Here is a 25117-nt window from a genome sequence, read left to right on the forward strand (position 1 = left end):
ATTTCGGTCGCTGGGTTTCAACATCTACCGTCAAGGGTGACCCAAGAGGCAGCCCCTTCTTGTATCACTTGTCGATTTCTTACTTGGTGACCCAGCCAGACACGGCTTTGACTTCGAGGAATTCCTCGAGGCCGTATACACCACCTTCACGTCCGTTGCCGGACTGCTTGTAGCCACCAAATGGGGAGCCTTGTGCAAAGCCCTGACCGTTTGTCTCAACCATGCCAGAACGCAAACGGCGTGCAACGCGACGACGCGTTTCGTCATCCGAGGTCTGAACGTAGTTTGTCAGGCCATAAGGCGTGTCATTCGCAATAGCGATTGCTTCTTCTTCGGTCTCGAATGGGATGATCGACAGAACTGGGCCAAAGACTTCTTCTTGCGCGATGGTCATGTCGTTTGTGACGTCGGCAAAGACCGTTGGCTTTACAAAATAGCCGCGGTTCAAACCGTCTGGACGGCCAAGGCCACCCGCAGTGAGGCGTGCCTCAGACATACCCTTTTCGATCAAGCCCTGGATTTTGTTGAACTGGGCTTCGGACACAACCGGCCCGATCTGCTTACCTTCTTCTGACGCTGGACCAACATGGGTATTGGTTGCTACCTCAGAGGCGGATGCCACGGCTTCGTCGTAGCGGGATTTGTGCACCAGCATACGTGTTGGCGCGTTGCACGACTGGCCCGTGTTGCGGAAGCAACGGATCGCGCCCTGTGCGGCAGCTTTTGGATCAGCGTCTTCAAAGATGATGTTCGCACCTTTGCCGCCCAGTTCCAGCGATACCCGCTTGAGCGTGTCTGCCGCTGCTTTCGAAATTGCGATGCCAGCGCGTGTGGAGCCAGTGAAGCTGACCATGTCTACTTCGGGGTGAGCCGACAGCTGGCTGCCAACACCAACACCGTCACCGTTGACCATGTTGAATACACCAGCGGGGAAGCCCGCTTCGTCCATGAACTCAGCGAAAAGGACACCGGAAAGGGGCGCAATTTCTGATGGTTTCAGAATGACGGTACAGCCTGTAGCGATTGCTGGGATTACTTTGAGGATGATCTGGTTCATTGGCCAGTTCCATGGTGTGATCAACGCGCACACACCGATTGGCTCTAGCAGGGTTTTTTCTGACGAGGTGAAATCACGCTCGAATGAGAAATCTTCAAATGCGTTCAGGAAGCCACCGATGTGCCAGCTGCCTGCTCCGACCTGTTGCTGACGGCTCAGCATGATGGGCGCGCCCATCTCCATGGACATTGCTTGGGCCATTTCTTCCTGACGGGAGTCATAGATTTCGGCCAGCTTGCGGATCAGGGCTGCACGTTCTTCTTTGGATGTCTGCGACCAACTGTCGAATGCAGCACGGGCAGCAGCAACAGCCGCGTTTGTGTCAGCTTCATCGCCCAAAGAGATGACTGCGCATTGTTCTTCGGTTGAGGGATCGATCACTGCGAAGTCATTGGCTGCTGCTGGTGCGGTCCATTGACCGTTGATGTAGAAGTTACGTTTCTCAAGCATTGGGGTGCTCCTTTTGATCAAATTTGGCTGCACTGTGTCACCGCATGTTGTATCGTGCAAGATGGCTATGGAAGTCGGCGCATGAATGACTAAATTAGGTTCATCAGATCACTTAATGGAGAACGATGAAATGAGCTTGCGCATTAACGACACGATCCCCGATCTTACGGTAGAAACAGATAAGGGCACATTCAGCCTTCACGAGTTTGTCGGCGACAGCTGGGCCATTCTGTTTTCGCATCCAAAGGATTTTACACCTGTTTGCACCACTGAATTCGGTGCGGTTGCACAGTTGGCAGACGAGTGGGAAAAACGCGGCACCAAGGTACTAGGTGTTTCCGTTGACGGCGTAGAGGACCACAAAAAGTGGAAAGGCGACATCGAAACAGTTGGCGGCGCCACTGCGGGTTTTCCAATTGTTGCGGATTCTGGCCTAGAGCTGTCCAAAGCGTTCGACATGCTGCCAGCTGAGGCATACTTGCCCGATGGCCGTACACCTGCTGATAGCGCAACTGTGCGTTCGGTTTTCATCATCGGACCAGACAAGCAGCTTAAGCTGTCCATGACCTATCCAATGACGGTTGGTCGCAACTTTGCAGAAGTATTGCGTGCATTGGATGGCTTGCAAACATCTGCGGGCAGAGGTGTTGCTACTCCTGCAAACTGGAACGTGGGTGATGACGTGATTATCCCGACCAGTGTGTCTGATGAAGACGCCAAAGCGAAGTTTGGTGCATTTAAGACCGTGCTACCTTACCTGCGCATGACGAAACTGGCTGACTAAATTCAGGTCTATTTTTGCAAGAAAGCCCCGCAAATTGCGGGGCTTTCTTCGTTCAACACGAGGTCGATAGGGCTAGTGTAATACGACGCGGGTGCCGTTTGGCACGCGGTTATACAGATCAATCACATGTTCATTGATCATCCGCACACAGCCGTTGGAAACACGAGCCGCAACGGTTTGTGGTTTGGGCGTGCCATGGATGCGCAGATACGTGTCTCGGTCACCACTATAGAGGTATAGAGCGCGCGCACCCAACGGGTTTAGCCCTCCACCTTTCATACCTGCTGCATGTTTGGCATAGATGTTTGGCTCACGACGGATCATGGCTTGGGTCGGAGTCCAGCTGGGCCATTCGGCCTTTCTACGGATACGGAAGGTACCTGATTTATAGCGACCAGCCGTGCCGATGCCTACGGAATAGCGAATCGCCTTTCCGTCCGGCAGTGTCCAGTACAAGGCAAATAGACCTGGATCGACATGAATTTCATTAGGGCGAAACTGATCTTGGATATCAACAATGCGCGGGCGCAAATGGTTGGGCACTTGATAGCCATTTGTGGCTGCAAATGAGGGACCAGCAGCAAGGGCGGCAGCCCCGGTTAATAGCAGTTTTCGACGGTCAAATAGCGACATGGCAGTGTCTCCAGATGTTATAAATTGAATTACTGATCTTTAGAGCATTTAAATATCGGCTCTGTTCAGTTGGTGGGTATTCCGAATCGGTTAATCATTTTTTTGATCTGGGTATCATTACCGCCTTTGCCCAAATTGTCTTGTCTTAATGAGACTGTTGGCTCCAGCTCCCACTCCAAAACGCGTGTATGACCAGGTAACCGATAGGCCGTTGTTCCGGCCATTCGCTGCATCCAATAGAGCCAAATGTCGTCACCTTGCGGGCAAAGGGTTTTGGCTAGATCATAGTCAAGGACCCGATCATCAAATGCGTCAGGGCGATACAACACACCTGAAACACCGGTAGGAAAAAGCAACTTTGACTGGTGAGGTCCATCAATATTGGTATGCCATTGAGTATACGGCAGCAGCGTACCATCCGCATCATAGCGGATTTCATGCGCACGCCAGCATACAACCTTTGCGCCTGATACCGCGTGTCCATCGACCAGTTTGCCCAGCCAGTCCCGGGTGTAAAAGACATCGTCGTCGGCGGTCACGATGGTCGCGTCAGGATAGTCACGAAGGGCAGGTATTATTTTCTTGAAAGACAGCATGTCTTCTGTTTCGCGTATCGTGATCCCGTCGCCTTGCAATGCCAGCACGTTGGGCGGCAAATGAGGCATGTCTTCAGCAGAAATCCACAGGATAATTTGATCAGGGCGGACTGATTGCTGCGTCAAACAACGCAGTGTCAGGGCTAGATGGTCAAAACGCGGTCGATAGCTGGTCAGGGAAACGACAAGCGGAGTGTCCATGCCATGTGGGGCGGCCTCGGGTACTGGCTGCTCCAGAATTTCTAGAGCGCGGGCAATGCGGCGACGGTGTTTGAACGCGCGAAATGCATGTCGAAGGGCCTTCAAACTGCTTCCCATGCGTTTCGGAGCCAATCGACATTGCCAATACGACGGTGCAGCCTGCTGCCGTGACCATTCAGAGCATCATGCATCTTAGGCGAACCAGCAAAAACAACGATATGGGCGCCGTTTGGTAGGGTCGGATCAGCAAAGTAACTTTTTATGCCACGCGGTACACAGCGATTTTTGAAACTGACACACCACTCTTCAGGCCAATAATTCAAATTTCCGTTTTCAGCCAATTGTGCGGTTTGGTATTGTTGAGAAATCTGGAACTGTGCTGTTGCGACTTCGGGTGCAGCTACGAAATTCTCAAGGATGTAGCTGTGCGCGCCGATTTCGTAGCGAAACACTGACGAATTACCGACCGAAGCAAGAAAACTGTCGCGTTTCGGGTTCAGTGCGCGCAGTGGCTTTGCGCGGAAAAGCGTATCATCACGGATAATGCGGAATGGGGCATCATCATTGAAAAACACCTCTAGATCGTCAAGGATCACCAAATCCAGGTCCAGAAACAATGCCGTACCTTTAAGATCAAAAAGCTCAGGAGCAAAGAGGGCCAGTTTTTGCCAACGGGTGTCGCCGAGGCCATCGGGCAGGCCCAGTTTGGGTAGGGGGTATGTCTCGATGCCGGGGATGAGATCGCTAGTGTCATCCGTAAAGCAGATAAAACGATGCGGTCGAGACAAATGCCGCGCGACGCCGCGCGCAAGGTTATTCACATATTCGGGACCATAAAGCGTGCCCCATTTCATGGTCAAAATGAGGACGGGGGGCGTTGTATCAGTATTGTTCATGGGGCCTTTTCGCATGTTTCCAAAGTGGGATCATCTGGAAAATCTGTAATGGGTGGCTTGTCGCTAATTCTTGGGTCGCACAAAAAAGGGCCCCGTCATGTTTTGACGAGGCCCCAATTTTGATTTTAGACTTGCGAAGTTTAGTCTTCTGACTTCGCTTCTTCTTTTACTTCTTCGCCAGTTTCCTGATCGACAACTTTCATGGACAGGCGAACCTTGCCGCGATCGTCAAAGCCCAAGAGCTTCACTTTCACTTCCTGACCTTCTTTCAGAACATCTGAAGGATGGTTCAGGCGGCGGTTTTCGATCTGGGATACGTGCACCAGACCGTCGCGCTTGCCAAAGAAGTTCACGAATGCACCGAAGTCTACGATTTTCACAACCGTACCCGTGTAAACCATGCCTTCTTCTGGCTCGGCCACAATCGAGTGGATCATGTCGTAGGCTTTTTTGATTGCTTCGCCGTTTGGCGATGCGATCTTGATGATGCCTTCGTCGTTGATGTCGACTTTTGCGCCAGACACTTCAACGATCTCACGGATCACTTTACCACCGGAACCGATCACTTCGCGGATTTTATCCGTTGGGATCTGCATGGTTTCGATTCGTGGTGCGTGCACAGAGAATTCCTGTGCGCCGGTGATGGCTTTGCTCATCTCGCCAAGGATGTGCAGACGACCCGCTTTGGCCTGAGCCAATGCTTTTTCCATGATCTCTGGCGTGATGCCCGCGATCTTGATGTCCATCTGCAGTGACGTGATACCTGCTTCGGTACCCGCAACCTTAAAGTCCATGTCGCCAAGGTGGTCTTCGTCACCCAAGATGTCGGACAGGATCGCGTAGGAGCCGTCTTCTTCGAGGATCAAACCCATAGCAACACCAGCAACCGCAGATTTCAACGGAACACCCGCATCCATCATGGACAGGGAACCACCACAAACGGACGCCATGGAAGACGAGCCATTGGATTCAGTGATCTCTGACACCAGACGGATTGTGTATGGGAAATCTGTTGCAGCAGGCAAAACAGCCTGAAGCGCGCGCCATGCCAGTTTACCGTGACCGATTTCACGACGGCCTGGAGGGCCCACACGACCAACTTCACCAACCGAGTAGGGAGGGAAGTTATAGTGCAGCAGGAAGTTGGATTTGAAGTTGCCGTGCAGTGCGTCGATGAACTGCTCGTCGTCTCCGGTACCCAGCGTGGTCACAACAAGACCCTGAGTTTCGCCGCGTGTAAACAAGGCGGAACCGTGTGTACGTGGCAGTAGGCCAGTCTGAGAAACGATATCGCGGATCTCGTCAGTCTTACGACCATCGATACGCGTGCCCGTCTTAACAACATCGCCGCGCAAAATAGAGGCCTCAAGGCCCTTCATTGCGGAACCAAGGTTGGCGTCTGCCAACTGTTCTTCGTTCAGCGCCGCTTTGATTACATCGCGTGCTTCGGAAACAGCGTTGGTGCGGTCTTGCTTGTCTGCGATGGCAAATGCTGCGCGCATCTGTGTTTCGCCTGCGGCTTTTACAGCTGCGGACAGATCGGAGTAATCAACAGGCTGGAAGTCAAACGGCTCTTTTGCCGCTGTTTCTGCCAGCTCGATGATCAGATCGATAACCGGTTGGATTTGCTGATGGGCGAACTTAACCGCACCCAGCATTTCTTCTTCGGACAGCTCATAGGCTTCGGATTCAACCATCATCACGGCGTCTTTGGTGCCTGCAACAACAAGGTCCAAACGTTGATCAGGGTTGTTCTTGAGGTCCTGCATGTCGTCGATTTCTGGGTTCAGGATGTAATCGCCACCCTCAAAACCAACGCGGCAAGCAGCGATTGGGCCCATGAACGGCGCGCCAGAAATGGTCAGCGCTGCAGATGCGGCAATCATTGCTACCATGTCTGGGTCATTGACCAGATCGTGGGACAATACAGTACACATCACCAGAACTTCGTTTTTGAAGCCAGGGACGAACAATGGACGGATCGGACGGTCGATCAGGCGGGATGTCAGCGTCTCTTTTTCGGTAGGACGCGCTTCGCGCTTGAAGAAACCACCGGGGATTTTACCCGCGGCATAGTATTTTTCGTTGTAGTGAACGGTCAGCGGGAAAAAGTCCTGACCCGGCTTTTGCTTGCGTGCAAAAGTGACGTTCGCCATCACGGATGTCTCGCCATATGTGGCGATGACGGAACCGTCGGCCTGACGGGCGACTTTCCCTGTTTCCAGCGTAAGCGTCTCTTCGCCCCACTGGATAGATTTTTTAACTTCGTTAAACATCATCGTTTCCTTGTTGGCCCATTGGCCTTTGCATAGAGGGCGTATTCCCTCTGACCCCTATATCTTGCTTTGGCCTGTGCTGGGGTCCGAGCGCAGGCTTTCAGATAGTGCGGCGTGTACATGAAGTAAGGGGAGATGGGAAGGGAGGGGAGTTTTCTGGGGGAAGGCCTTGGTGACCAATTAATTGATGAGCAATTTTTGCTTTGATGAGTTGACGGGGCAGAGCTTTGCTAGCAATTTGTTTCCATTGAATTTTGTTAATGAGGATAGAAAATTTGAAAAACTTTGTCAGCCTTTTGTCATTGTTCATACTGGCGTGGCCTGCTTTTGCGGAAACAGTACAGACAACCGATGGACGCACTATCGAGTTGAAGAGTGATGGCAGTTACGAATTTCTTGAGTCCAAAATTGTTACTGACGCTACATTTGTAGAGTACAAAGACCACTACTTCGTTCATCATGCTGGGGAATACGGTCAAAATCGAGTACGTTTTATGCCAGTATTTGAAAATATCTCAGGCAAGAAGATAATTGCAGCAAAATTCACAGCAAAGTTTTCTAACGCTTTCGGCGACGAGATATTTTCTTTTTCTGGTGAGCTCAACGAAGCGATTGCCACTGATAAGTCGTCAACACATAATCTATTTTATTATTTTGAGGACAATCAGTTTATGTCTGGCGAGCCGTACGACAAACTACTTCCAATGGTCACAAACAATTCGGGTAACGTCGAAGTGACTTTGGATATGATTGCTTTTGAGGGCGGTGAAATTGTTAAGCTGACGGAGTGACCTCTAGGTCCCATCAAAAGTTTGACGTGACTGTTGCAAGGCCCCAACCAACTTAGCCAAAAAACCATTCGCGGTCACATCAATCAACGCCTTGCCCTCTTCGTTCTGCAACGTGAATGGCTGCGGTTCGATCTTCTCCAACTCCCGCAAACTCTTGCCGCCGCCATGTTTGAGGACATTTGCGGCAAGGTAGTAGTGAAATACGCTCTGCGCGAGGTCCGTGTGACCTTCTGCGGTGAGCTTGTTGCGCAGCTTCACAAAGAATGGACCGCGCGCAAAGTGGTGTTGCAAGCGCGCCTCGAATGCGGAAACGGTTTCAACAACCGACGCTTCGATTTCAGAAACGTCAGCATCGGCGTTGTTCGCGATTGCCTCAGCGGCAGCAAGCAGTTCTTCAACACTCATCGGGGCGGTCATGGCGGTTTCCTTTGAAATAAGAGTTACCGCCATAGAGTGGACGCCCTGACAGTGCAATGCACGAGGGTTACTTGCTGAGGCTTGGGAAGTAATCCTCGCAGACACCTTCGCGGTACACATCGGCGGTACAGCAGTGCAACCCGCCGCCAAAGGCGTAGGCATCGCGCAGCTCAACCTCGATAACTTCCATGCCCAGTTTATCCATCTGTTCGGCTTGATAGACCTCGGATTTTTCCACGCAGACGGTTTTCGGGTCCAGCACCAGCACATTCATGCTGAGCCAAGTAGAGGAATAGCACAGCGGCGGCGGAGAGTTATGCGCAGGCGTTTCGGCATCCACAATTTCCCAGCCATTGTCGTTGTACATTTTGCGCTGCTCTTCTGGCAGACGGCGGTGCGGGTTGTTTAGGATCAAACCGGGGCGCAATGGCGTAAAGGTCGCGTCGATGTGGATGGGATAGGGATCACCTGGGAAGTTGACAGTGTGGACGCGGTGATCAGGGAAGTGGCGGCGCAGCCACTCGATGCCTTTGAGGTTGGTGGTGAAACCATGCTGCACAACCAAGTCTTTTCCAAATCGCAGAACATCGGCAGCGTCAAACAGCGGCTCTTCTTCCGTGGTAACAAAGAACTTCTTTGCCGCCCATTCTAGCCGCTTTGTATCGCCGATTTTCTCGGACAGGTAATCGGGGTGATAATCCGCATCTGTTAATCGTGGTTTGGGCGCGCTTTCGTGGCGGAAATTCGGATCCTCATCGAAATATTGCTGCATCAGTGGGCGGTAGTTGAGGTACTCAAACCAGCGACAACGATACGACATAGTTGCTTCCAACATCTCGGAACCGACGGTCAGCAATACGTCACGTGGCGGCATACAGCCGAACTGGCTTTCGGTGTGAAAGTCGGGCGTATTGGCGGGCACGGAGTGGTCGATGCTGGTGGGGCGATCTACACGAACGCCGCGCTTTTCCAGCATTCCGGCAAAGTTATCCAACAACTCGTTTGCGCGATCGATGGTTTCTTGCGGGCGACGACCCCACTGGCCACGCATGTCGCTGTCTTCAGGAACCTTAGCATCCAGCGCGGGTTCTTCTGGGGGGATATGGCAATCATCCGCACGGCCAACGATGACATGTTTGAGCGGATCCCACTCGTTCCAGCTATTGACCACTGTTTTTTGCATGACGCGCTCCCTGCGTTTGATTTGATCAAATTGTTAAGAGCAAACAGGACGGCGCGCAAGCGGCAGGACAACAGGATTGTAGCATTGCCCGCTTCGTGCCACGCTGAGTAGAAATCAGGAGGAATATATGGCGCTTTGGGAATTGGATGGCGTGGCAGTTGCCGCACAGATCGCGAATGGTGAGGTAAGCGCGCGGGAGGTGACCGAAGCAACGCTGGCGCGGATGGATGCAGTGAACCCCGCGATCAATGCAGTTGTGGCGCGTGATGACGCGGCCGCACTGGCTGCTGCAGATGAGGTGGACATGGCGCGCGGGCGCGGTGAGGCCCTAGCTTCAATGGCGGGTGTGCCTGTCACAATCAAGGAAAACGTCGATCAGGCGGGCTGTGCTACGACCAACGGGTTGCGCATCCAAAGGAACTTAATAGCAGAGACGGACAATCCTGTAGTGGCTAATTTACGGCGGGCTGGTGCGGTGATTGTTGGGCGTACGAACACCCCTGCGTTTTCACTGCGGTGGTTCACTAGGAATTCGCTGCATGGGCATACAAAGAATCCGCACAATGCACGGATCACGCCTGGTGGATCGTCCGGTGGGGCGGCCTCTGCGACTGCTGCGGGGATTGGTGCAGTGGGGCACGGCACTGACATTGGCGGTTCGATTCGATATCCGGCTTATGCTTGTGGGCTTCAGGGCATACGGCCCACGTTAGGGCGTGTGGCGGCATGGAACGGGTCTAGTCCTGATCGCCATATTGGGGCACAGTTGATGGCCGTTTCAGGCCCGCATGCCCGCTCTGTTCGCGATGTTCGTGTATCGTTGGAAGTGATGGCACAGCCTGATCTGCGTGATCCGTGGCATGTATCTGCACCCATGAATGGTCCAGAGTATCCCCGTCGCGCGGCATTGTGTGTGGCTCCCGAAGGGTTGAACACACATCCACTCGTTGAACAGGCTTTGCGGGATGCAGCTGCACGTTTGATCGATGCGGGGTGGAAAGTTGACGAAGTGGAAAGTCCGCCGTTCCGTGCACCTGCGCGATGTCAGGCGCAGCTTTGGTTGGCGGAAATGGCGCGAGGTGCGCAGGCCGCCTTTGCGCAAGAAGATGATCCAGATGCCATCCACGTGTTGGCCGAGATGCACAAGCTGACGGCGGTTCCTGACCTGAATGGTGTGTTAGACGCTATGCAGGCGCGGTTGGGATTTTTGCGCGAATGGCAGTTGTTCTTTGAAAAATACCCTGTGTTGATTTGCCCAAACTCAGCGGAGCCACCGTTCCCTGATTTGCTTGATTTAGAAGATTTCCCCCGCGTTATGGAGGCCCAACTAACACAAGTAGGTTTGCCGCTGATGGGCTTGCCGGGGATGTCGGTGTTCACCGGATTTGGAGAAAGTGAAATGGGCCAAGTGCCTTTGGGCGCACAGCTGATTTCGGGGCGTTACCGCGAGGATATCCTGCTGGACGCTGCAGAGGTGATCGAAGCGCGAGGCGAGGCGATTGCCGTTGTGACACCATAGCGGGGCTACAATAGAAAAAACCGCACCTTGGAAAAGGCGCGGTTCAATCTGAATAGATCTGTCAGGTAAGCGCTTAGCGGCGCAGGCCCAGACGTTTGATCAGGTCTTGGTAACGTGCGTCATCTTTGGACTTTACGTAGTCCAAAAGTTTGCGGCGCGTTGCGACCATTTTGAGCAGACCACGGCGGCCGTGGTTGTCTTTTTTGTGTGTTTTGAAGTGCTCTGTCAAAGTCGCGATGCGCGAGCTAAGAACAGCAACTTGAACTTCTGGGGAACCGGTATCGCCGTCTTTGGCACCGAATTCTTTCATTACACGTGCTTTTTCTTCTTTTGTAATCGACATCGGGGTCTCCTTGTCAAAAGGTTAAAATGGATGGCGCAGGCCGGGATGTCGTCCAGCACAGGCCCATGGAGGAATCGCAAACAAAAGTGTGCGATGGGGGCGTATAGTCAGATTTTGAAAAATTGGCAAAGGCTTATTGTTCAGCCACTTCGTAAATTTCCAGTCTGTTAGGCATTATGATGCTGCAAGACCTACGTGTGTTGCTGTGCTGAAGGGGATCAACGCGATATCAGCAGGCACAATGTTTGACCCATTCACGGTGGCAACAACCGCGCCATCCATCATTACAAGAGTCTGATCATCAGTGTCGGGATCGGCGCTGACTGTGATCAACGGCTCGCTACTATCCTCTTCGCTGTCGTCCCAGACCAGAACAAGGCTGTCATCCGCTGGAGTGAAGTCCATGATTTGCGCGGCGTTGCCAGACGTAAGCCAATCCCCGAGAACGATTTCATCCTCGCCATCGCCTGCCGTCACGATGTCGCCGCTCCCAACGAGGATGCTGTCATCACCGCCGCCACCATTCAGGAAATCACTGTCATCTTCATCCTCGCCCAACGCATTTCGCATCAGGCCGCTAAGCACGTCATTGCCCCAGCCGCCAAACAAAGCATCTGAACCTGCGCCACCAACGAGTGTGTCGTCGTCCAATCCGCCTTGCATCGTATCGTGACCTTGACGACCATACAGCGCATCATTGCCCGCGGACCCTTGGAGGGCATCATCACCAGCACCACCATCTAGGCTGTCGTTGGCATTATGGCCGAACAAAACGTCATTTTCTGCGCCGCCATTGATGACATCGCCGCCATCGTACCCATGCAATGTGTCATCGCCAGTATTGCCAAACAGAGTGTCGTCACCGTCATCACCGCGCAATTCGTCATTACCCAGGCCGCCGCTTAGCACGTCATCACCGTCAAGTCCGCTAACGCGATCATTGTTATCTGTGCCATCGATTTGATCATCATCGTCAGTGCCAGTTTGCAACGTGACAACATCGGCATCCGAAACGCTAAGAGGGTCAAGCAGTGCGGCATCGTCACCGCCGCGCGGATCATAGTCCGGCTCAAAATTATCTGCGGGGATGTCTAGTGTGGCTTGTTCGGGAGAAGAGCGCTCTGGTGTTTCCTCAAAATCGTCTTCGTCATCGTCGTTTGTTTGGGGCTCAACAAAGGCAACAGTGCCAACTGCCATAATTCCCATTAGTCCCGCCAACCACAACATACCGTATATCCCACTCTTATCTGGGCCAATGCCCCAACTATATAAGGACAGATTAGGCGCGAATCGTCAAAACTGTAATGGGAAAAAGGTTAACGGTGGATGATATCTACCCCAGATTAGGTGCTTTGATCCCAAAGAACAGGCTGTGCGCTATAGGGAAGGTACAGCGGATGCCGCGGATGTCCGGCCTTGGTCAGGCCCAGATTGTAGAGCAGGTATCCCGCTGCGCGTAGTCGATCTGCGGCCAATGGCCCCTGGTTGCGGTGCTCTCCGTGAACACCCCACGCAGCGATGACCGTATCCGCCCATGCTGCGGCTTCATTCAGTTGTTGTGTGTTTTCTGGGCCTTCGGGATCATCGGCCGCACGCATGTCGCGCGGATCAGTGGCGCGCATAGCAAAGATATTCACGGCGCGAAAACCACCAAACCCTAAACGGCGTGCACGTTGTTCACACCGTTCAATGGTAGGGTCATTTTGGACCTCAGTCGCTGTTGATGGATTGAGCATAACAAAAACAACACGCGGGGCCACAGCGTCCCAAACTCTGGTCAAGCTATAACGGTAGCGTTCGCAGTCTGAATAAACTGCAGTTGAAGGGGCATCGCCTTTTGTATGACTGCGGGTAATCATGCGCGACGCCTCTGTCTTGTTTATTCGGGGGTGTTGAATACGCGGGAGGGGTGTAGCTCACCTGCTTTGAATATCCCCACAGCAACAGCTGATCCTTCATGAGAAGCCCAGCATTCATCGCCGTATTCAACATCATTAGCGAACACCATACCAGGATTTCCATTGCGCAACCGGATTGCCCCTTCACTGCTGGCTGTCACCTGCGGGAGCTCTTGAAGGCCTGTCTCAAGGGGGCCAAGGTACTCATCCAGTGCGGGCGTTTTTGCCAATTCCTCAACCTCAGCAAGCGTGATTGCATTCTCGACGTCAAACGGCCCAGACCAAGTACGACGCAATTCACGAACGTGGCCTTTGCACCCCAGCACATTACCCAGATCGCGCGCGATTGAGCGGACATAGCCGCCTTTCCCGCATACCATCTCAAGGGTGACGTGATCCGCGTCAGGGCGATCCATCATGATCAGGCTTTCAACGAACAGAGGGCGGGCGGCAATTTCCATTGTCTCGCCGTCGCGGGCACGTTTGTACGCACGTTCACCGTCAATTTTTACGGCCGAGAACTGAGGCGGGACCTGTTCGATGTCACCAACAAACGCGTTAAGCGCGTCTTTGATCGCAGCATCATCTGGGCGCAGGTCCGAAGTCTCAAGGACTTCACCCTCAGCATCATCGGTGTTGGTCGAAACGCCGAGGCGGATCGTGAAAACATACGCTTTAAGTGCATCGGTAATGAAGGGGACAGTTTTTGTGGCCTCGCCCAATGCGATGGCCAGAACGCCTGTGGCATCTGGGTCCAATGTACCTGCATGGCCCGCTTTGCGGGCATCAAACGCCCAACGTACTTTGTTGACGACAGCGGTCGAAGTGGGGCCTGCGGGTTTGTCGATCACAACCCAGCCGGAAATATCGCGCCCTTTGCGTTTACGTGCCATGTGCTGTCCTTGGAATAAATAGTGTTTGGGGGCGTTTTGCAGATTGCGCGCGCGGGCGCAACTGGGCGTTATTCTTTGTCGTCAGCGTTAGGAACTGCGTCAACCTGAGGGGGAGGTGGCGTTTGCCCCTCAACGACACCGATAATTGGCCCTAACGCGCCGAACCCGATGTCACTGCGTCCTAGATCTGGCGCGCGCATCCGCGAGACGTTTCCATCAAAATAAAGCGCGTTGCGAATGCCGAGGTGATCCCGAAACACGCTGCCAAAAGCATGGAAGGTTACAGGGTTATTGGAAATCACAAATGTGGCCATTTGGCCGTCATCACTGGTCCCGACGCCGTTGCGGACATATTTCGAAGCCGAATTGCGCAGGAAGCGGGGGTGTAGTTCGCCATCAATGACCAGCATTGGACCGGACTGAGAGGCACTTATGCATTCAGGTGCTTCTTCTACATATCGAAGGGTTTCGATCACATCGGCACGACGCGGGCGCAGACACAAGACTCCATTAGGAAGTAGGCCAAAATTACCCGGACCTTTGCGGGTGATCAGCTTTTGTGCTGTTTTACCGTCTTCAATATAAAGCCCGACAGGCGCGCGATCATCGTGGTACATGCCTGCGTTTGTCGCAAATCCAAGGGCGAACCCTTGTTCCTCAAGGGTCGAATTTAGCTTTCCAAAATACCCATAGGGGCGTCCGTTGACTGGCTCGTATAAAAACAACCTGAGCACGTCTTGCGTTAGATCGACCTCGCAAATGGCGTAATCGACGCCCTCGTAGGTTTCTTCGCGGCAGGTCGCGGCCTGCGCGGTTTGTGCCAGTAGCAGCACAATCGCTGCCAAGGCAGCGCGTAGCATCACAGCTCGGGGGTCTCGTCATCAGGAGCATCCGCATCGCGCCGCACAACATCCTGCGCCAGCATGCGCCGTGTTTCATCCATCTGATCAAATGTACGATCCAGCTGGAACCGCAACTCGGGCGAGAACTTCAGCGTGAGCCTTTTCGCGACCAGTTTGCGCAACTCGTATTTATTGCGGCCAAGGATCTTTAAAATATCCTCCTGCCCAATGCCGCCCAAAGGCAGGACATAGGCTGTCGCGACCTTTAGATCATTTGAAGTACGCACTTCGCCCACGGTTATGGACATGCGGTTGAGGTCGGGATCATGCACGTCCCCACGCGCCAGCACATCGCTAAGTGCGCGGCGGATGGTTTCTGCCACACGTAGCTGTCGCTGGGTGGGGCCGGTGCTCTCATGAGATTTGTTATTAGCCATATCTTCCATCTAAGGCGTCTGAACTTCTTTGCCAAGGACGTGCGTGCGCGCTACACCGCTGATTAACTGATTAAGCGGAGAACAGCATATGACACAGACTACAGGTATCGCCATTACGGGGATTTCGGGCCGTATGGGTCAGATGTTGGCAGGCGCGGTCGCCGCGCATCCCGACATGCATCTTGCTGGCGCGATTGAGCGCGCTGGGCATGATTGGGTTGGACAAGATGTTGGTGTTGCGATGGGCGGTGCCGCGATTGGCGTAACCGTATCGGATGATGCTGCTATCGGGTTCACAAACGCCCAAGCGGTCATTGATTTCACTGCGCCTGTAGCGACTTTGGCTTTTGCGCAAGCGGCGGCCGATGCGGGAATCGTGCACGTTATTGGCACAACAGGGATGAGCGCGGATGAGATTGCACAGCTAAAGGCCCCAGCATCCCGCGCCGTAATTGTGCGCGCAGGCAACATGAGTCTCGGCGTTAATCTGCTCACGTTGCTAACACGCAAAGTCGCTGCGGCATTGGACGAGGATTTTGATATCGAAATCATCGAATCGCATCACAATCAAAAAGTCGACGCACCTTCTGGAACGGCGTTGATGCTGGGTGAAGCAGCGGCTGAAGGACGCGGTGTCGCGCTAACAGACGTAAGCGATTCGGGTCGAGATGGTATTACTGGTGCACGCAAACGTGGCGATATCGGTTTTTCGGCAATTCGTGGTGGTGACATCATTGGCGAACACGATGTGATGTTTGCAGGCGCCGGCGAGCGTATCGTGCTGCGCCACATTGCGTCAGATCGGTCGCTGTTTGCACGCGGAGCATTAAAGGCCGCCCTTTGGGGACAAGGGCGCGCACCGGGTGAGTATGATATGATGGATGTCTTAGGGTTGGCTGACTGAAACAGCCGTTCCAGCCTTAAAAATCGATTGCGATGCCCTTTTTCTCCCAGTCGCCATAGCGCACGGGCTCAGGCCCTTCGCGACCGCCCAGTTCTGCAGGCAGTTCTAACTTCTCCGCAGTTTTGCGACGTTCTGCTGCCTCGGCAAGGGCGCGTTGGGCGGCGGGGGGCAGTTCAGTTTCTGTCGTTGCTTGGCTGTCTTTTGGGGCATCGGTTTCCCGAGATACTTCGTTGACCATGGGGCGTTCCTTTCTCAACTCACCCTTGATATACAGCCCCTCTTGCCCCAGACAACCGTCAGACCGCTAAGAGAAAGCTCAAATCATGTCAGACACAGGCGTATCCGCCCGTAAATCCGCTGTTTTCCTCCTCGATGAAATTTTGGGCGAGGGTAAGTTGATGTCCGAACTGTTGGGCGCAGGTGTGCTGGACAGGTTGGCGCCAGATGATCGCGCGCGTGCACAACGCCTTGCTCAGGACACCCTGCGTGGGCTGGAACGTGCAGATCGCATTTTGGAAAAGCATCTCAATAAAACGCCGCCGCTTACGGTGCACAATGCGCTGCGGATCGGCACGGTAGAGCTGTGTACAGGCGGCGCGGCGCATGGAGTGGTAAATGCGATGGTCTCGGTTGTGGCCGGTGATCGGTTTCTGAGCCACCTAAAAGGTTTGACCAATGCTGTTTTGCGCAAAGTAGCAGCCGAAGGCCCCGAAGCATGGACCGCGCGCCGCGCGCCACGCCTACCAAAATGGTTGCGTAACCCGCTGGTTGACGCTTGGGGAGCAGAGGCGATGACCGCGATTGAAGCCGCGCACTTCAAAGGTGCGCCACTTGATCTAACTGCAAAAGGTGATGCTGCCGCTTTGGCAGAGCGTCTTGAAGGGACGCTGTTGCCTACAGGTTCGGTTCGTTTGTACGGCGGTGGTCAGGTCTCTGCGATGGACGGTTTTGCCGAGGGCGATTGGTGGGTGCAAGATGCCGCCGCCGCTTTGCCAGCGAAGATTTTGAACGCCCAAGAAGGTGAGCTGGTGCTAGATCTCTGCGCAGCTCCGGGTGGTAAAACGATGCAGTTGGCCACTACAGGCGCCGAAGTGCGCGCAGTGGATGACAATCACTCCCGTATGCAGCGCGTCAAAGAAAACCTTGCACGTACAGGGCTAACGGCGCGTACTTTTATCAAAGACGTGCGCCAGTTTCAGGGTGAGTTTGACGCGATCCTTTTGGATGCTCCGTGTTCTGCCACAGGAACCATTCGCCGCCACCCCGATTTGCCACATGCAAAAGACGGTTCTGATTTCGGCGCGTTGATTGCCTTGCAAGAAGAGATGCTGGATCACGCGTGGTCGTTGCTCAAACCCGGTGGGCGGATGATCTTTTGTACCTGCAGTCTACTGCCTGATGAAGGCGAAGTTCAGATTGACGAAGCGCTGGAACGTCACACAGATATGACAGTAGACCGTGAAGCGTTAGACCTGCCCGGAATTGATCCAGCGTGGATTTCCTCTGAGGGAGGTTTGCGCCTACGGCCTGACTTCTTGGAGGAATTGGGTGGCATGGACGGGTTTTACATCGTTTGCCTGCGGAAAGACGCCTAGGGTAACCCGCGTTCCCGACACCAAAATCAGATGCAAATCGGAAAAAAGGGCCGTCATTTCGGGCGGCCCGCCGCCGAAACGAGCCAATGAGCGGGATTGCGCCGGAAAAGCGGTGACACTTTAACGTGCTCAGGTTAAGATGCTGCAAACGCCAAGAGAGCGTATAGGCAGAGCACATGATCCAACTTCCCCAGTTCGGCGCGCATCGCACGCGCTTGTTAAACCAGTGGCACGCGCGCGCCGCTGCCCGTACGCGTGGACAGGCGAGCGGATTCGTGTCCTCTCCAGAACCGCGTACAATTGGTTCATTTGCACGTGGGCGGCAGCTAGCGGCGGGAAACTTTCTGTTTGCAGGCAGCCTGATCACAGCACCGGACAAGACCCCTTGGGAAGTTGAGGCACCAGATACGGCCTTTGCCGAAGCCCTTAATGGTTTTGCATGGCTCGATGATCTGGCGGCGGTTGGGGATATGACGTCTCGCCGCGCTGCGCAGAAATGGCTGTGGCAGTGGATTGAATTATATGGCGGTGGTCGCGGCCTTGGGTGGTCGCCAGATTTGACAGGCCGCCGCCTGATCCGTTGGATCAACCACGCCTTGTTTGTATTGCATGGTAGCGGCGAAAACGCGCCTGACAGCGAAGTATTCTATCGCTCGTTGATGCAGCAAACCCGCTTTTTATCCAAACGCTGGCATGCTGCGGCCCCAGGGCTTGCCCGTTTTGAAGCGCTGACGGGTCTGATCTATGCGGGTTTGTCGTTGGAGGGGTTGGAAGACCTAGCTGATCCCGCGATCAAAGCATTGGCGCGCGAGTGTGAGACACAGATTGATGCGCAAGGCGGCCTTCCTACGCGAAACCCCGAAGAGTTGTTGGGTGTATTCACCTTGTTAACATGGGCCGCCGCGGCGCTGTCGGATGCGGGTCGTGGAACGCCTCAGCCGCATTTAGCGGCGATTGAACGGATCGCACCGACACTGCGTACATTACGCCATTCAGATGGCAGCCTTGCCCGCTTTCACGGCGGGGGACGCGGGGCCGAAGGCTGGCTTGATCATGCGCTTGCCTCTTCAGGCGTGCGGACGATGCAGCCAGAGGGGTTGTCGATGGGGTATGCTCGGCTGTCTGCGGGGCGTACCAGTGTGATTATTGATGCCAGCCCGCCACCAGATGGAGCGGCATCAGCAAACGCTCACGCATCTACACTTGCATTTGAGCTTACATCCGGGCGACGCCCGCTAATCGTAAGCTGCGGTTCTGGCGCATCATTTGGGCTGGATTGGCGGCGTGCAGGCCGTGCGACTCCGTCACATTCGGCCCTTAGTCTAGGTGGTTATTCCAGCGCGCGGCTGGACACAGCGGATCGGCGCACAGGTGTTGAGGCGCTAATTGATGGCCCGACTCATGTTCCCGTAGAAATAACGCCGCTAAATGACGGCATGAAGTTTCAAGGTGGGCATGACAGTTATGTCCTGACACATGGTCTGACCCACGCACGCACGCTGGAACTTACGCATGATGGGCGTGCTGTTGCTGGCGAAGATATGCTACTTGCGATGGAAGACGCGGAAAAACGCCGATTTGATCGTGCATTGGATCGAACCAAACTCAAGGGTTTGTTGTTTGAGATACGCTTTCATCTGCACCCAGAGGTCGACGCGACACTTGACCTAGGTGGTGCTGCTGTGTCCATGGCGCTAAAGTCAGGGGAAATATGGGTTTTCCGCCATGATGGGACAACTGAACTGTCGTTAGACGCGGGCGCATATCTAGAGACAACGCGCCTTAAACCGCGCGCAGCCCAGCAAATTGTTTTGACAGGGCGCGCAATTAATCCGGCTACTCGGGTGCGGTGGTCCTTGTCCAAAGCGCAGGAAACTGCGATTGGCGTGCGTGATTTAGAACGGGATGACCCGTATCTTGACGACGACTGACCAAAGGAGCCCTGCCATGGCTAATCTTCACCCCGTAAAACGCGCCCTTCTTTCTGTGTCTGACAAGACCGGATTAGTAGACTTCGGCCGTGCCCTAGCTGCACGCGGCATCGAACTGCTTTCAACAGGCGGCACCGCAAAAGCGCTACGTGAAGCAGGGCTAGAAGTGAAAGATGTCTCTGAGGTTACAGGCTTTCCCGAGATGATGGATGGCCGCGTGAAAACGCTGCACCCCATTGTACATGGTGGCCTGTTGGCACTGCGTGACAATGACACCCATGTCGCCGCAATGAAGGAACACGGGATCGGTGAGATCGATCTGGTTGTGGTCAACCTTTACCCCTTTGAAGAAACCGTAGCCAAAGGCGCGGAATACGATGAAGTCATCGAAAACATCGACATTGGTGGCCCCGCAATGATCCGCTCTGCCGCGAAAAACCACGGCTTTGTTAGTGTGATTGTGGATGTCGAAGACTACACGCCTTACCTCGACGAGCTTGAGGCCAACGATGGCCAGACGACATATGACCTGCGCCAGCGATTTGCCCAAACGGCTTATGCGCGTACCGCTGCCTATGATACTGCCGTTAGTACATGGATGGCCGGAGCGGTTGGTGGCACGCCGCGCCGTCGCACCTTTGGTGGGACATTGACCCAAACGCTCCGTTACGGTGAGAACCCGCATCAGCAGGCAGCGTTCTATTCTGATGGTTCCTCGCGCGCAGGTGTTGCGACAGCCAAACAGCATCAGGGCAAAGAGCTAAGCTATAACAACATCAATGACACAGACGCCGCGTTTGAATTGGTGTCCGAATTTGCCCCTGAAAATGGCCCGGCTGTTGCGATCATCAAACACGCAAACCCTTGTGGCGTCGCGACCGGCGCGACAATGGCCGAAGCTTATGCCCGCGCGTTTGATTGTGATCGCACCAGCGCGTTTGGCGGGATCATCGCGCTGAACCAGACGCTGGATGCCGCCACTGCCGAAGCGATTTCAGGTATTTTCACCGAAGTTGTTATCGCGCCGGATGCAGATGCAGATGCCATCGCGATCTTTGCGAAAAAGAAGAACCTGCGTTTGTTGACCACGGGCGGCTTGGCTGATCCACGGGCGGCACGTCTGGCCCCCCGTCAGGTTTCAGGTGGCTGGTTGGTCCAAGACCGTGATATCGGCCGGATCAGCATGGATGACCTCAAGGTTGTGACCAAACGTCAGCCAACGGATCAAGAGTTGAGCGATATGCTGTTTGCATGGACAGTAGCGAAACATGTCAAATCTAACGCAATCATTTATGTTAAAGACGGTGCAACAGTTGGTGTGGGCGCTGGGCAAATGAGCCGCGTTGACAGTACACGCATTGCAGCACGCAAAGCGGTTGATATGGCCGAGGCCATGGGCTTGCCTGCGCCGCTGACCAGAGGATCGGTTGTTGCCTCTGATGCATTCTTTCCCTTCGCGGATGGTTTGGTAACAGCGGCAGAAGCTGGTGCAACTGCACTGATCCAACCGGGTGGTTCAATGCGTGACGATGAAGTGATCGCGGCGGCTGACGAGGCTGGCTTGGCCATGGTCTTCACTGGCATGCGCCACTTTAGGCACTAACAGGAGCACAAGCGCGATGCGGATGATCTTTTGGGCAGGCTTTTTAGCATTTGCGATCGACCAGATCAGCAAATATGTGGTTATCCACATGATGGAGCTTGCCCGCATCCGCAGCATCGACGTGTTTCCGCCCTTGGTAAACTTTCGTTACGGCGAAAATCGCGGCATTAATTTTGGACTCTTCGGAGACGGATCTGACGCAAGCCGGTGGATATTGATTTTATTTGCGTTAGCGATTTGCATAGCCGTGCTGTTTTGGGCGCGTAGTAACGCCCCGACGCGCATAGCACAGTTCAGCGTAGGATTGTTGATCGGTGGTGCGCTGGCCAATGTTTTGGATCGCTTGATTTACGGGTATGTACTTGATTTTCTTAATATGTCTTGCTGTGGGATCAACAACCCATTTGTGTTTAATATTGCGGATGTGTTCATCTTTGCCGGCGCGCTTGGGTTGATTTTTTTCACAGACGGCGATGACGGGCCAAAAAAGAACAGCGGCAAGAACAAGCCGCGTAAATCACGGGTGAAAAAAGCTGGGTGACAATGTAGTCCAGCCTGCGATATTGAGTGGCAACGGTGGTCTGGAGGCCTTTGATGCGTAAACTTGCTTTCTTGTTTGTACTAACTGCGCTGGTCGCGGGATGTGCCAACGTGGGTCTTCGTGATTTGAAGAGCACATCCAAAGGTCCTGATGAGTTTGGTATTGCACCCGTAGGTGCACTGCAGGAACCTTTAAACTATAGTGAATTGCCTACGCCCACACCGGGTGGGTCAAACCGGGCTGACCGGTCAGCGCTCGCCGAAGGGGCAAAAGCCTTTGGTGGCAACCTTGGCGATGCCAATGGTCCTGTGCCGGCGCGCGATGGTGCTTTGGTTCGGCATGTTAGCCGGTTAGGCGTTAATCCAAATATCCGCGAAACTTTAGCTGAAACCGATGCTGCGTTTCGCAAACGTAAGGCGCGTTTGACGCAATACCGCATCGTGCCGGTGGATCGTTATAATCAGGCATATCGCAAGGAAGCGCTTGATGCGCAGGCTGAACAAGGCCGTTGGCTCCGTGCTGGTGCACGCGTCCCTTCTGCGCCGCCCGCTCCCTGATACTGCATTACATATCTGTGATAATCCAACGTGCGGCTTGAACCTCGGCACGCAGGGAGTACCTATGTGTCATGCGCCCTTTGGATGACGAAAAGGAACTCCTTGATGTTGCGATACGCCCGAACTGCATTGCTGTCTGCAATGTTCCTGCCCACGGCCTTGTTGGCCGAAACAAGTGGTAAGGTAACTGATTTCGAACTTGAAAATGGCATGCAGGTGGTTGTGGTCGAAGACCACCGCGCGCCCGTTGTTCAACATATGCTGTGGTATCGCGCTGGCTCGGCTGACGAACCCAAAGGGTCATCCGGGGTGGCACACTTCCTTGAGCATTTGTTGTTCAAAGCAACGGATAAGCTGGAAGCGGGTGAGCTATCGGCGACAGTTGCAGCCAATGGCGGACGTGACAACGCCTTTACCAGCTATGACTACACCGCCTATTTTCAACGCATCGCTGCTGATAGGCTGGAATTGATGATGACTATGGAGGCAGACCGGATGAAAAACATCCGCCTGACGCCAGAGAATATCGAAACCGAGCGTAAGGTTATCATCGAAGAACGAAATCAGCGTACAGAGAACAATCCGCAGGCTCTGTTTGGGGAGCAAATTAGCGCGGTTCAATACCTCAACCATCGATACGGCACACCAGTCATCGGCTGGATGCATGAGATGGAAGAGCTGGATCTGGATGATGCACATCGTTTCTACGAGCTTTATTATTCTCCCAACAATACGGTTTTGGTGGTGTCTGGTGACGTGACACCTGATGAGGTTCGGACTTTGGCTGAGAAACACTATGGCCCAATTCCCGCGAACCCCGACCTTCCTGAACGGCTACGTACCGAAGAGCCACGTCAAAACGCAGAGCGCCGTGTGCTGTTTCGCGATGCCCGTGTTGCACAACCCTATGTGTCGCGCAGCTATTTGGTCCCAGAACGCGACAGTGGCGCACAAGAAACTGCAGCAGCATTGACCATTTTGGGTGAAATCCTCGGGGGTGGTTCCACGTCTTACCTGACGGAGAAGCTACAGTTTGACACGCAAACGGTGACCTATTCTGCGGCGTGGTACTCTGGCGTGTCTCTGGATGACACAACGTTTCGGATGATCATCGTTCCATCTGAGGGCGTCAGCCTGGAAGAGGGCGAAGCGGCCCTTGATAAGGCCTTTGCGGACTTTTTAGAAACTGGCGTGAACGCAGAGCAACTTGACCGCATCAAATTGCAAATTCGCGCTGCCGAGATTTACGCGCAAGATAACGTGGACGGTATTGCAAATCGCTATGGTCGCGCTCTGACCTCTGGCCTGACGGTTGCCGACATTGAAGCATGGCCCGCTATTTTGGACGCGGTCACCGCAGAAGACATCATGACAGCGGCAACCTTGTTACGTCGCGAAGCGTCGGTGACTGGTTGGCTGATGCGCCCAGAAGGAGAAGATCAATGATCCGTTTCGCAACAGCTCTGTTTGTAGGGGCCGCAGCAGCACTGCCTGCCCACGCCGAAGTCGACATCCAAACCGTTACCTCCGAAGGCGGTATAAAGGCATGGTTGGTTGAGGAACATTCACTGCCCTTTGTGGCGCTTGAACTTTCGTTCCTGGGCGGCACATCGCTGGATGTGGAAAGTAAGCGCGGCGCAGTGAACTTGATGACGGGTTTGCTGGAAGAAGGATCAGGTGATCTGGACGCACGCGGTTTTGCACGTGCAACAGAGGCGCTTGCGACCAGCTTTGGCTTTAGCTCGAATTCTGAAGGCGTCTCGATCTCTGCGCGCTTTTTGACTGAAAATTTTGATGCATCAGTGGCTTTGCTGCGCGATGCAATTCAAAATCCGCGATTTGATGACGCGGATGTAGAACGCGTGCGCGGTCAGGTCATTTCTGGTCTGTCCTTTGATGCCAAAGACCCCAACAATATTGCGGGTGAAACATTCGCATCGATGGCCTATGGGGATCATCCCTACGGGACATCAGAGTCCGGTACAGTAGAATCTGTGACGGCTTTGACGCGTGATGATTTAATTCAAGCGCATCAAAATGTGCTGGCGCGTGACCAAGTGTTGGTAGGAGCCGTTGGTGACATCACTCCTGAACAACTGGGCACCCTTTTGGATGTATTGTTAGCAGGACTACCGCAAAGCGGACCCGCCGCGCCGCCAGTGATAGAACCTAAAATCACAGGCGGAATTACTGTCGTTGATTTTGATACGCCGCAATCGGTTGCCCTGTTTGGACAGCGCGGAATTGCTGTGGATGACGAGGACTACTTTGCCGCTGTGCTGCTAAATCATGTATTGGGTGGTGGCTCATTCGAGAGCCGTCTTATGCAAGAGGTCCGTGAAAAGCGGGGCCTAACCTACGGTGTCTATTCCTACCTTTACCCGCGTGATTTGGCGAATGCCTACATGGGTTCGGTCAGTTCGGCCAATGACCGTATCGCCGAGGCCATCAGCGTTATTCAGGATCAGTGGCGCCTTGCCGCGAGCGAGGGCATCACAGAAAAAGAGATGCAGGACGCAAAGACCTACCTTACAGGGGCTTATCCGCTGCGTTTTGACGGGAATGGAACGATTGCAGGTATTTTGGTCGGGATGCAGATGATTGGTCTTGATTCCGAATACGTCAAAACCCGCAATGAGCGGGTTGAGCGTGTAACCCTCGAAGACATTAAGCGCGTTGCCGGAGACTTAATGGACCCAGAGAACCTGCATTTTGTTGTTGTCGGAAAACCTGAAGGTCTGCCAACCGAGTAAGGCAGATATATCCTGCG

General features: G+C 53.9%; 25 protein-coding genes. 11 read left to right on the forward strand and 14 right to left on the reverse strand.

What is annotated here, in order from left to right; all coding sequences use genetic code 11:
• Positions 1–79: 79 nt before the first annotated feature.
• A complete protein-coding gene (locus V7775_RS22505; protein ID WP_335754184.1) occupies positions 80–1507 on the reverse strand; it encodes an aldehyde dehydrogenase family protein in 1428 nt (475 codons plus the stop codon).
• Between the two features lie 130 nt (positions 1508–1637).
• Here V7775_RS22505 and V7775_RS22510 point away from each other — a divergent pair, with 130 nt between their 5' ends.
• On the forward strand, positions 1638–2291 hold the full coding sequence (locus V7775_RS22510) for a peroxiredoxin (protein WP_335754185.1): 654 nt from the start codon (positions 1638–1640) through the stop codon (positions 2289–2291).
• A 72-nt stretch (positions 2292–2363) separates the two neighbouring features.
• Here V7775_RS22510 and V7775_RS22515 read toward each other — a convergent pair whose 3' ends face one another.
• The 4 genes from V7775_RS22515 to pnp form a co-directional block, all read right to left on the reverse strand.
• The gene (locus tag V7775_RS22515) at positions 2364–2924 is read right to left on the reverse strand and encodes a L,D-transpeptidase (protein ID WP_335754186.1); all 561 of its coding nucleotides are present in this window, start codon (positions 2922–2924) and stop codon (positions 2364–2366) included.
• A gap of 65 nt (positions 2925–2989) precedes the next feature.
• On the reverse strand, positions 2990–3826 hold the full coding sequence (locus V7775_RS22520; RefSeq protein ID WP_335754187.1) for a glycosyltransferase family 2 protein: 837 nt from the start codon (positions 3824–3826) through the stop codon (positions 2990–2992).
• Positions 3823–4617, reverse strand: coding sequence for a hypothetical protein (locus V7775_RS22525; protein ID WP_335754188.1), 795 nt, complete (start codon positions 4615–4617; stop codon positions 3823–3825). The genes V7775_RS22520 and V7775_RS22525 overlap by 4 nt, the downstream gene beginning before the upstream one ends.
• A 140-nt stretch (positions 4618–4757) precedes the next feature.
• Complete coding sequence (gene pnp / locus V7775_RS22530) at positions 4758–6893, reverse strand: polyribonucleotide nucleotidyltransferase (protein WP_335754189.1); 2136 nt, start codon at positions 6891–6893, stop codon at positions 4758–4760.
• Between the two features lie 275 nt (positions 6894–7168).
• Between pnp and V7775_RS22535 the strand changes: the two genes are divergently transcribed.
• Positions 7169–7684 (forward strand): hypothetical protein, encoded by a 516-nt coding sequence (locus tag V7775_RS22535; protein WP_335754190.1) that lies wholly within the window; start codon positions 7169–7171, stop codon positions 7682–7684.
• 3 nt (positions 7685–7687) lie between these two features.
• Here V7775_RS22535 and V7775_RS22540 read toward each other — a convergent pair whose 3' ends face one another.
• Both V7775_RS22540 and V7775_RS22545 read right to left on the reverse strand, forming a co-directional pair.
• On the reverse strand, positions 7688–8101 hold the full coding sequence (locus tag V7775_RS22540) for a hypothetical protein (RefSeq protein ID WP_335754191.1): 414 nt from the start codon (positions 8099–8101) through the stop codon (positions 7688–7690).
• Between the two features lie 67 nt (positions 8102–8168).
• Positions 8169–9284, reverse strand: coding sequence for a serine/threonine protein kinase (locus tag V7775_RS22545; protein WP_335754192.1), 1116 nt, complete (start codon positions 9282–9284; stop codon positions 8169–8171).
• A gap of 127 nt (positions 9285–9411) precedes the next feature.
• Here V7775_RS22545 and V7775_RS22550 point away from each other — a divergent pair, with 127 nt between their 5' ends.
• Positions 9412–10803, forward strand: coding sequence for an amidase family protein (locus tag V7775_RS22550; RefSeq protein WP_335754193.1), 1392 nt, complete (start codon positions 9412–9414; stop codon positions 10801–10803).
• A 73-nt stretch (positions 10804–10876) separates the two neighbouring features.
• On the opposite strand, the gene rpsO is transcribed toward V7775_RS22550, so the two are convergent.
• From rpsO to rbfA, 6 genes are all read right to left on the reverse strand, one after another.
• Complete coding sequence (rpsO, locus tag V7775_RS22555; RefSeq protein WP_335754194.1) at positions 10877–11146, reverse strand: 30S ribosomal protein S15; 270 nt, start codon at positions 11144–11146, stop codon at positions 10877–10879.
• A 174-nt stretch (positions 11147–11320) separates the two neighbouring features.
• Positions 11321–12352, reverse strand: coding sequence for a calcium-binding protein (locus V7775_RS22560; RefSeq protein ID WP_335754195.1), 1032 nt, complete (start codon positions 12350–12352; stop codon positions 11321–11323).
• 137 nt (positions 12353–12489) lie between these two features.
• Positions 12490–13005 (reverse strand): DUF1643 domain-containing protein, encoded by a 516-nt coding sequence (locus tag V7775_RS22565; protein WP_335754196.1) that lies wholly within the window; start codon positions 13003–13005, stop codon positions 12490–12492.
• Positions 13006–13025: 20 nt separating this feature from the next.
• Positions 13026–13937, reverse strand: a complete 912-nt coding sequence (gene truB, locus V7775_RS22570; RefSeq protein ID WP_335754197.1) for a tRNA pseudouridine(55) synthase TruB — start codon at positions 13935–13937, stop codon at positions 13026–13028.
• Between the two features lie 68 nt (positions 13938–14005).
• Positions 14006–14797: a phosphodiester glycosidase family protein gene (locus tag V7775_RS22575; protein WP_335754198.1), complete on the reverse strand. Its 792-nt coding sequence runs from the start codon at positions 14795–14797 to the stop codon at positions 14006–14008.
• Entirely contained in the window at positions 14797–15216 is a 420-nt protein-coding gene (gene rbfA, locus V7775_RS22580; RefSeq protein WP_335754199.1) for a 30S ribosome-binding factor RbfA, read from the reverse strand. Before rbfA ends, V7775_RS22575 begins: the two co-directional genes overlap by 1 nt.
• Before the next feature lie 88 nt (positions 15217–15304).
• Here rbfA and dapB point away from each other — a divergent pair, with 88 nt between their 5' ends.
• A complete protein-coding gene (gene dapB, locus V7775_RS22585) occupies positions 15305–16120 on the forward strand; it encodes a 4-hydroxy-tetrahydrodipicolinate reductase (RefSeq protein WP_335754200.1) in 816 nt (271 codons plus the stop codon).
• 16 nt (positions 16121–16136) lie between these two features.
• On the opposite strand, the gene V7775_RS22590 is transcribed toward dapB, so the two are convergent.
• Positions 16137–16358 carry a DUF1674 domain-containing protein gene (locus tag V7775_RS22590; RefSeq protein ID WP_335754201.1) on the reverse strand — a complete coding sequence of 74 codons (222 nt, stop codon included), beginning with the start codon at positions 16356–16358 and terminating at the stop codon, positions 16137–16139.
• A gap of 85 nt (positions 16359–16443) precedes the next feature.
• Between V7775_RS22590 and V7775_RS22595 the strand changes: the two genes are divergently transcribed.
• From V7775_RS22595 to V7775_RS22625, 7 genes are all read left to right on the forward strand, one after another.
• A complete protein-coding gene (locus V7775_RS22595; protein WP_335754202.1) occupies positions 16444–17715 on the forward strand; it encodes an RsmB/NOP family class I SAM-dependent RNA methyltransferase in 1272 nt (423 codons plus the stop codon).
• 176 nt (positions 17716–17891) lie between these two features.
• Complete coding sequence (locus V7775_RS22600; RefSeq protein ID WP_335754203.1) at positions 17892–19646, forward strand: heparinase II/III family protein; 1755 nt, start codon at positions 17892–17894, stop codon at positions 19644–19646.
• 16 nt (positions 19647–19662) lie between these two features.
• Positions 19663–21249, forward strand: coding sequence for a bifunctional phosphoribosylaminoimidazolecarboxamide formyltransferase/IMP cyclohydrolase (gene purH / locus V7775_RS22605; protein ID WP_335754204.1), 1587 nt, complete (start codon positions 19663–19665; stop codon positions 21247–21249).
• 16 nt (positions 21250–21265) lie between these two features.
• Positions 21266–21790: a signal peptidase II gene (lspA, locus tag V7775_RS22610; RefSeq protein ID WP_335754205.1), complete on the forward strand. Its 525-nt coding sequence runs from the start codon at positions 21266–21268 to the stop codon at positions 21788–21790.
• A gap of 53 nt (positions 21791–21843) precedes the next feature.
• Positions 21844–22347 carry a DUF3035 domain-containing protein gene (locus tag V7775_RS22615; RefSeq protein WP_335754206.1) on the forward strand — a complete coding sequence of 168 codons (504 nt, stop codon included), beginning with the start codon at positions 21844–21846 and terminating at the stop codon, positions 22345–22347.
• A gap of 141 nt (positions 22348–22488) precedes the next feature.
• The gene (locus V7775_RS22620) at positions 22489–23793 is read left to right on the forward strand and encodes a M16 family metallopeptidase (protein ID WP_335754245.1); all 1305 of its coding nucleotides are present in this window, start codon (positions 22489–22491) and stop codon (positions 23791–23793) included.
• Positions 23790–25100, forward strand: a complete 1311-nt coding sequence (locus V7775_RS22625) for a M16 family metallopeptidase (RefSeq protein ID WP_335754207.1) — start codon at positions 23790–23792, stop codon at positions 25098–25100. Before V7775_RS22620 ends, V7775_RS22625 begins: the two co-directional genes overlap by 4 nt.
• The last annotated feature ends 17 nt before the right edge of the window (positions 25101–25117 follow it).

The organism is Sulfitobacter sp. (assembly GCF_036960155.1).
Taxonomy (GTDB): domain Bacteria; phylum Pseudomonadota; class Alphaproteobacteria; order Rhodobacterales; family Rhodobacteraceae; genus Sulfitobacter.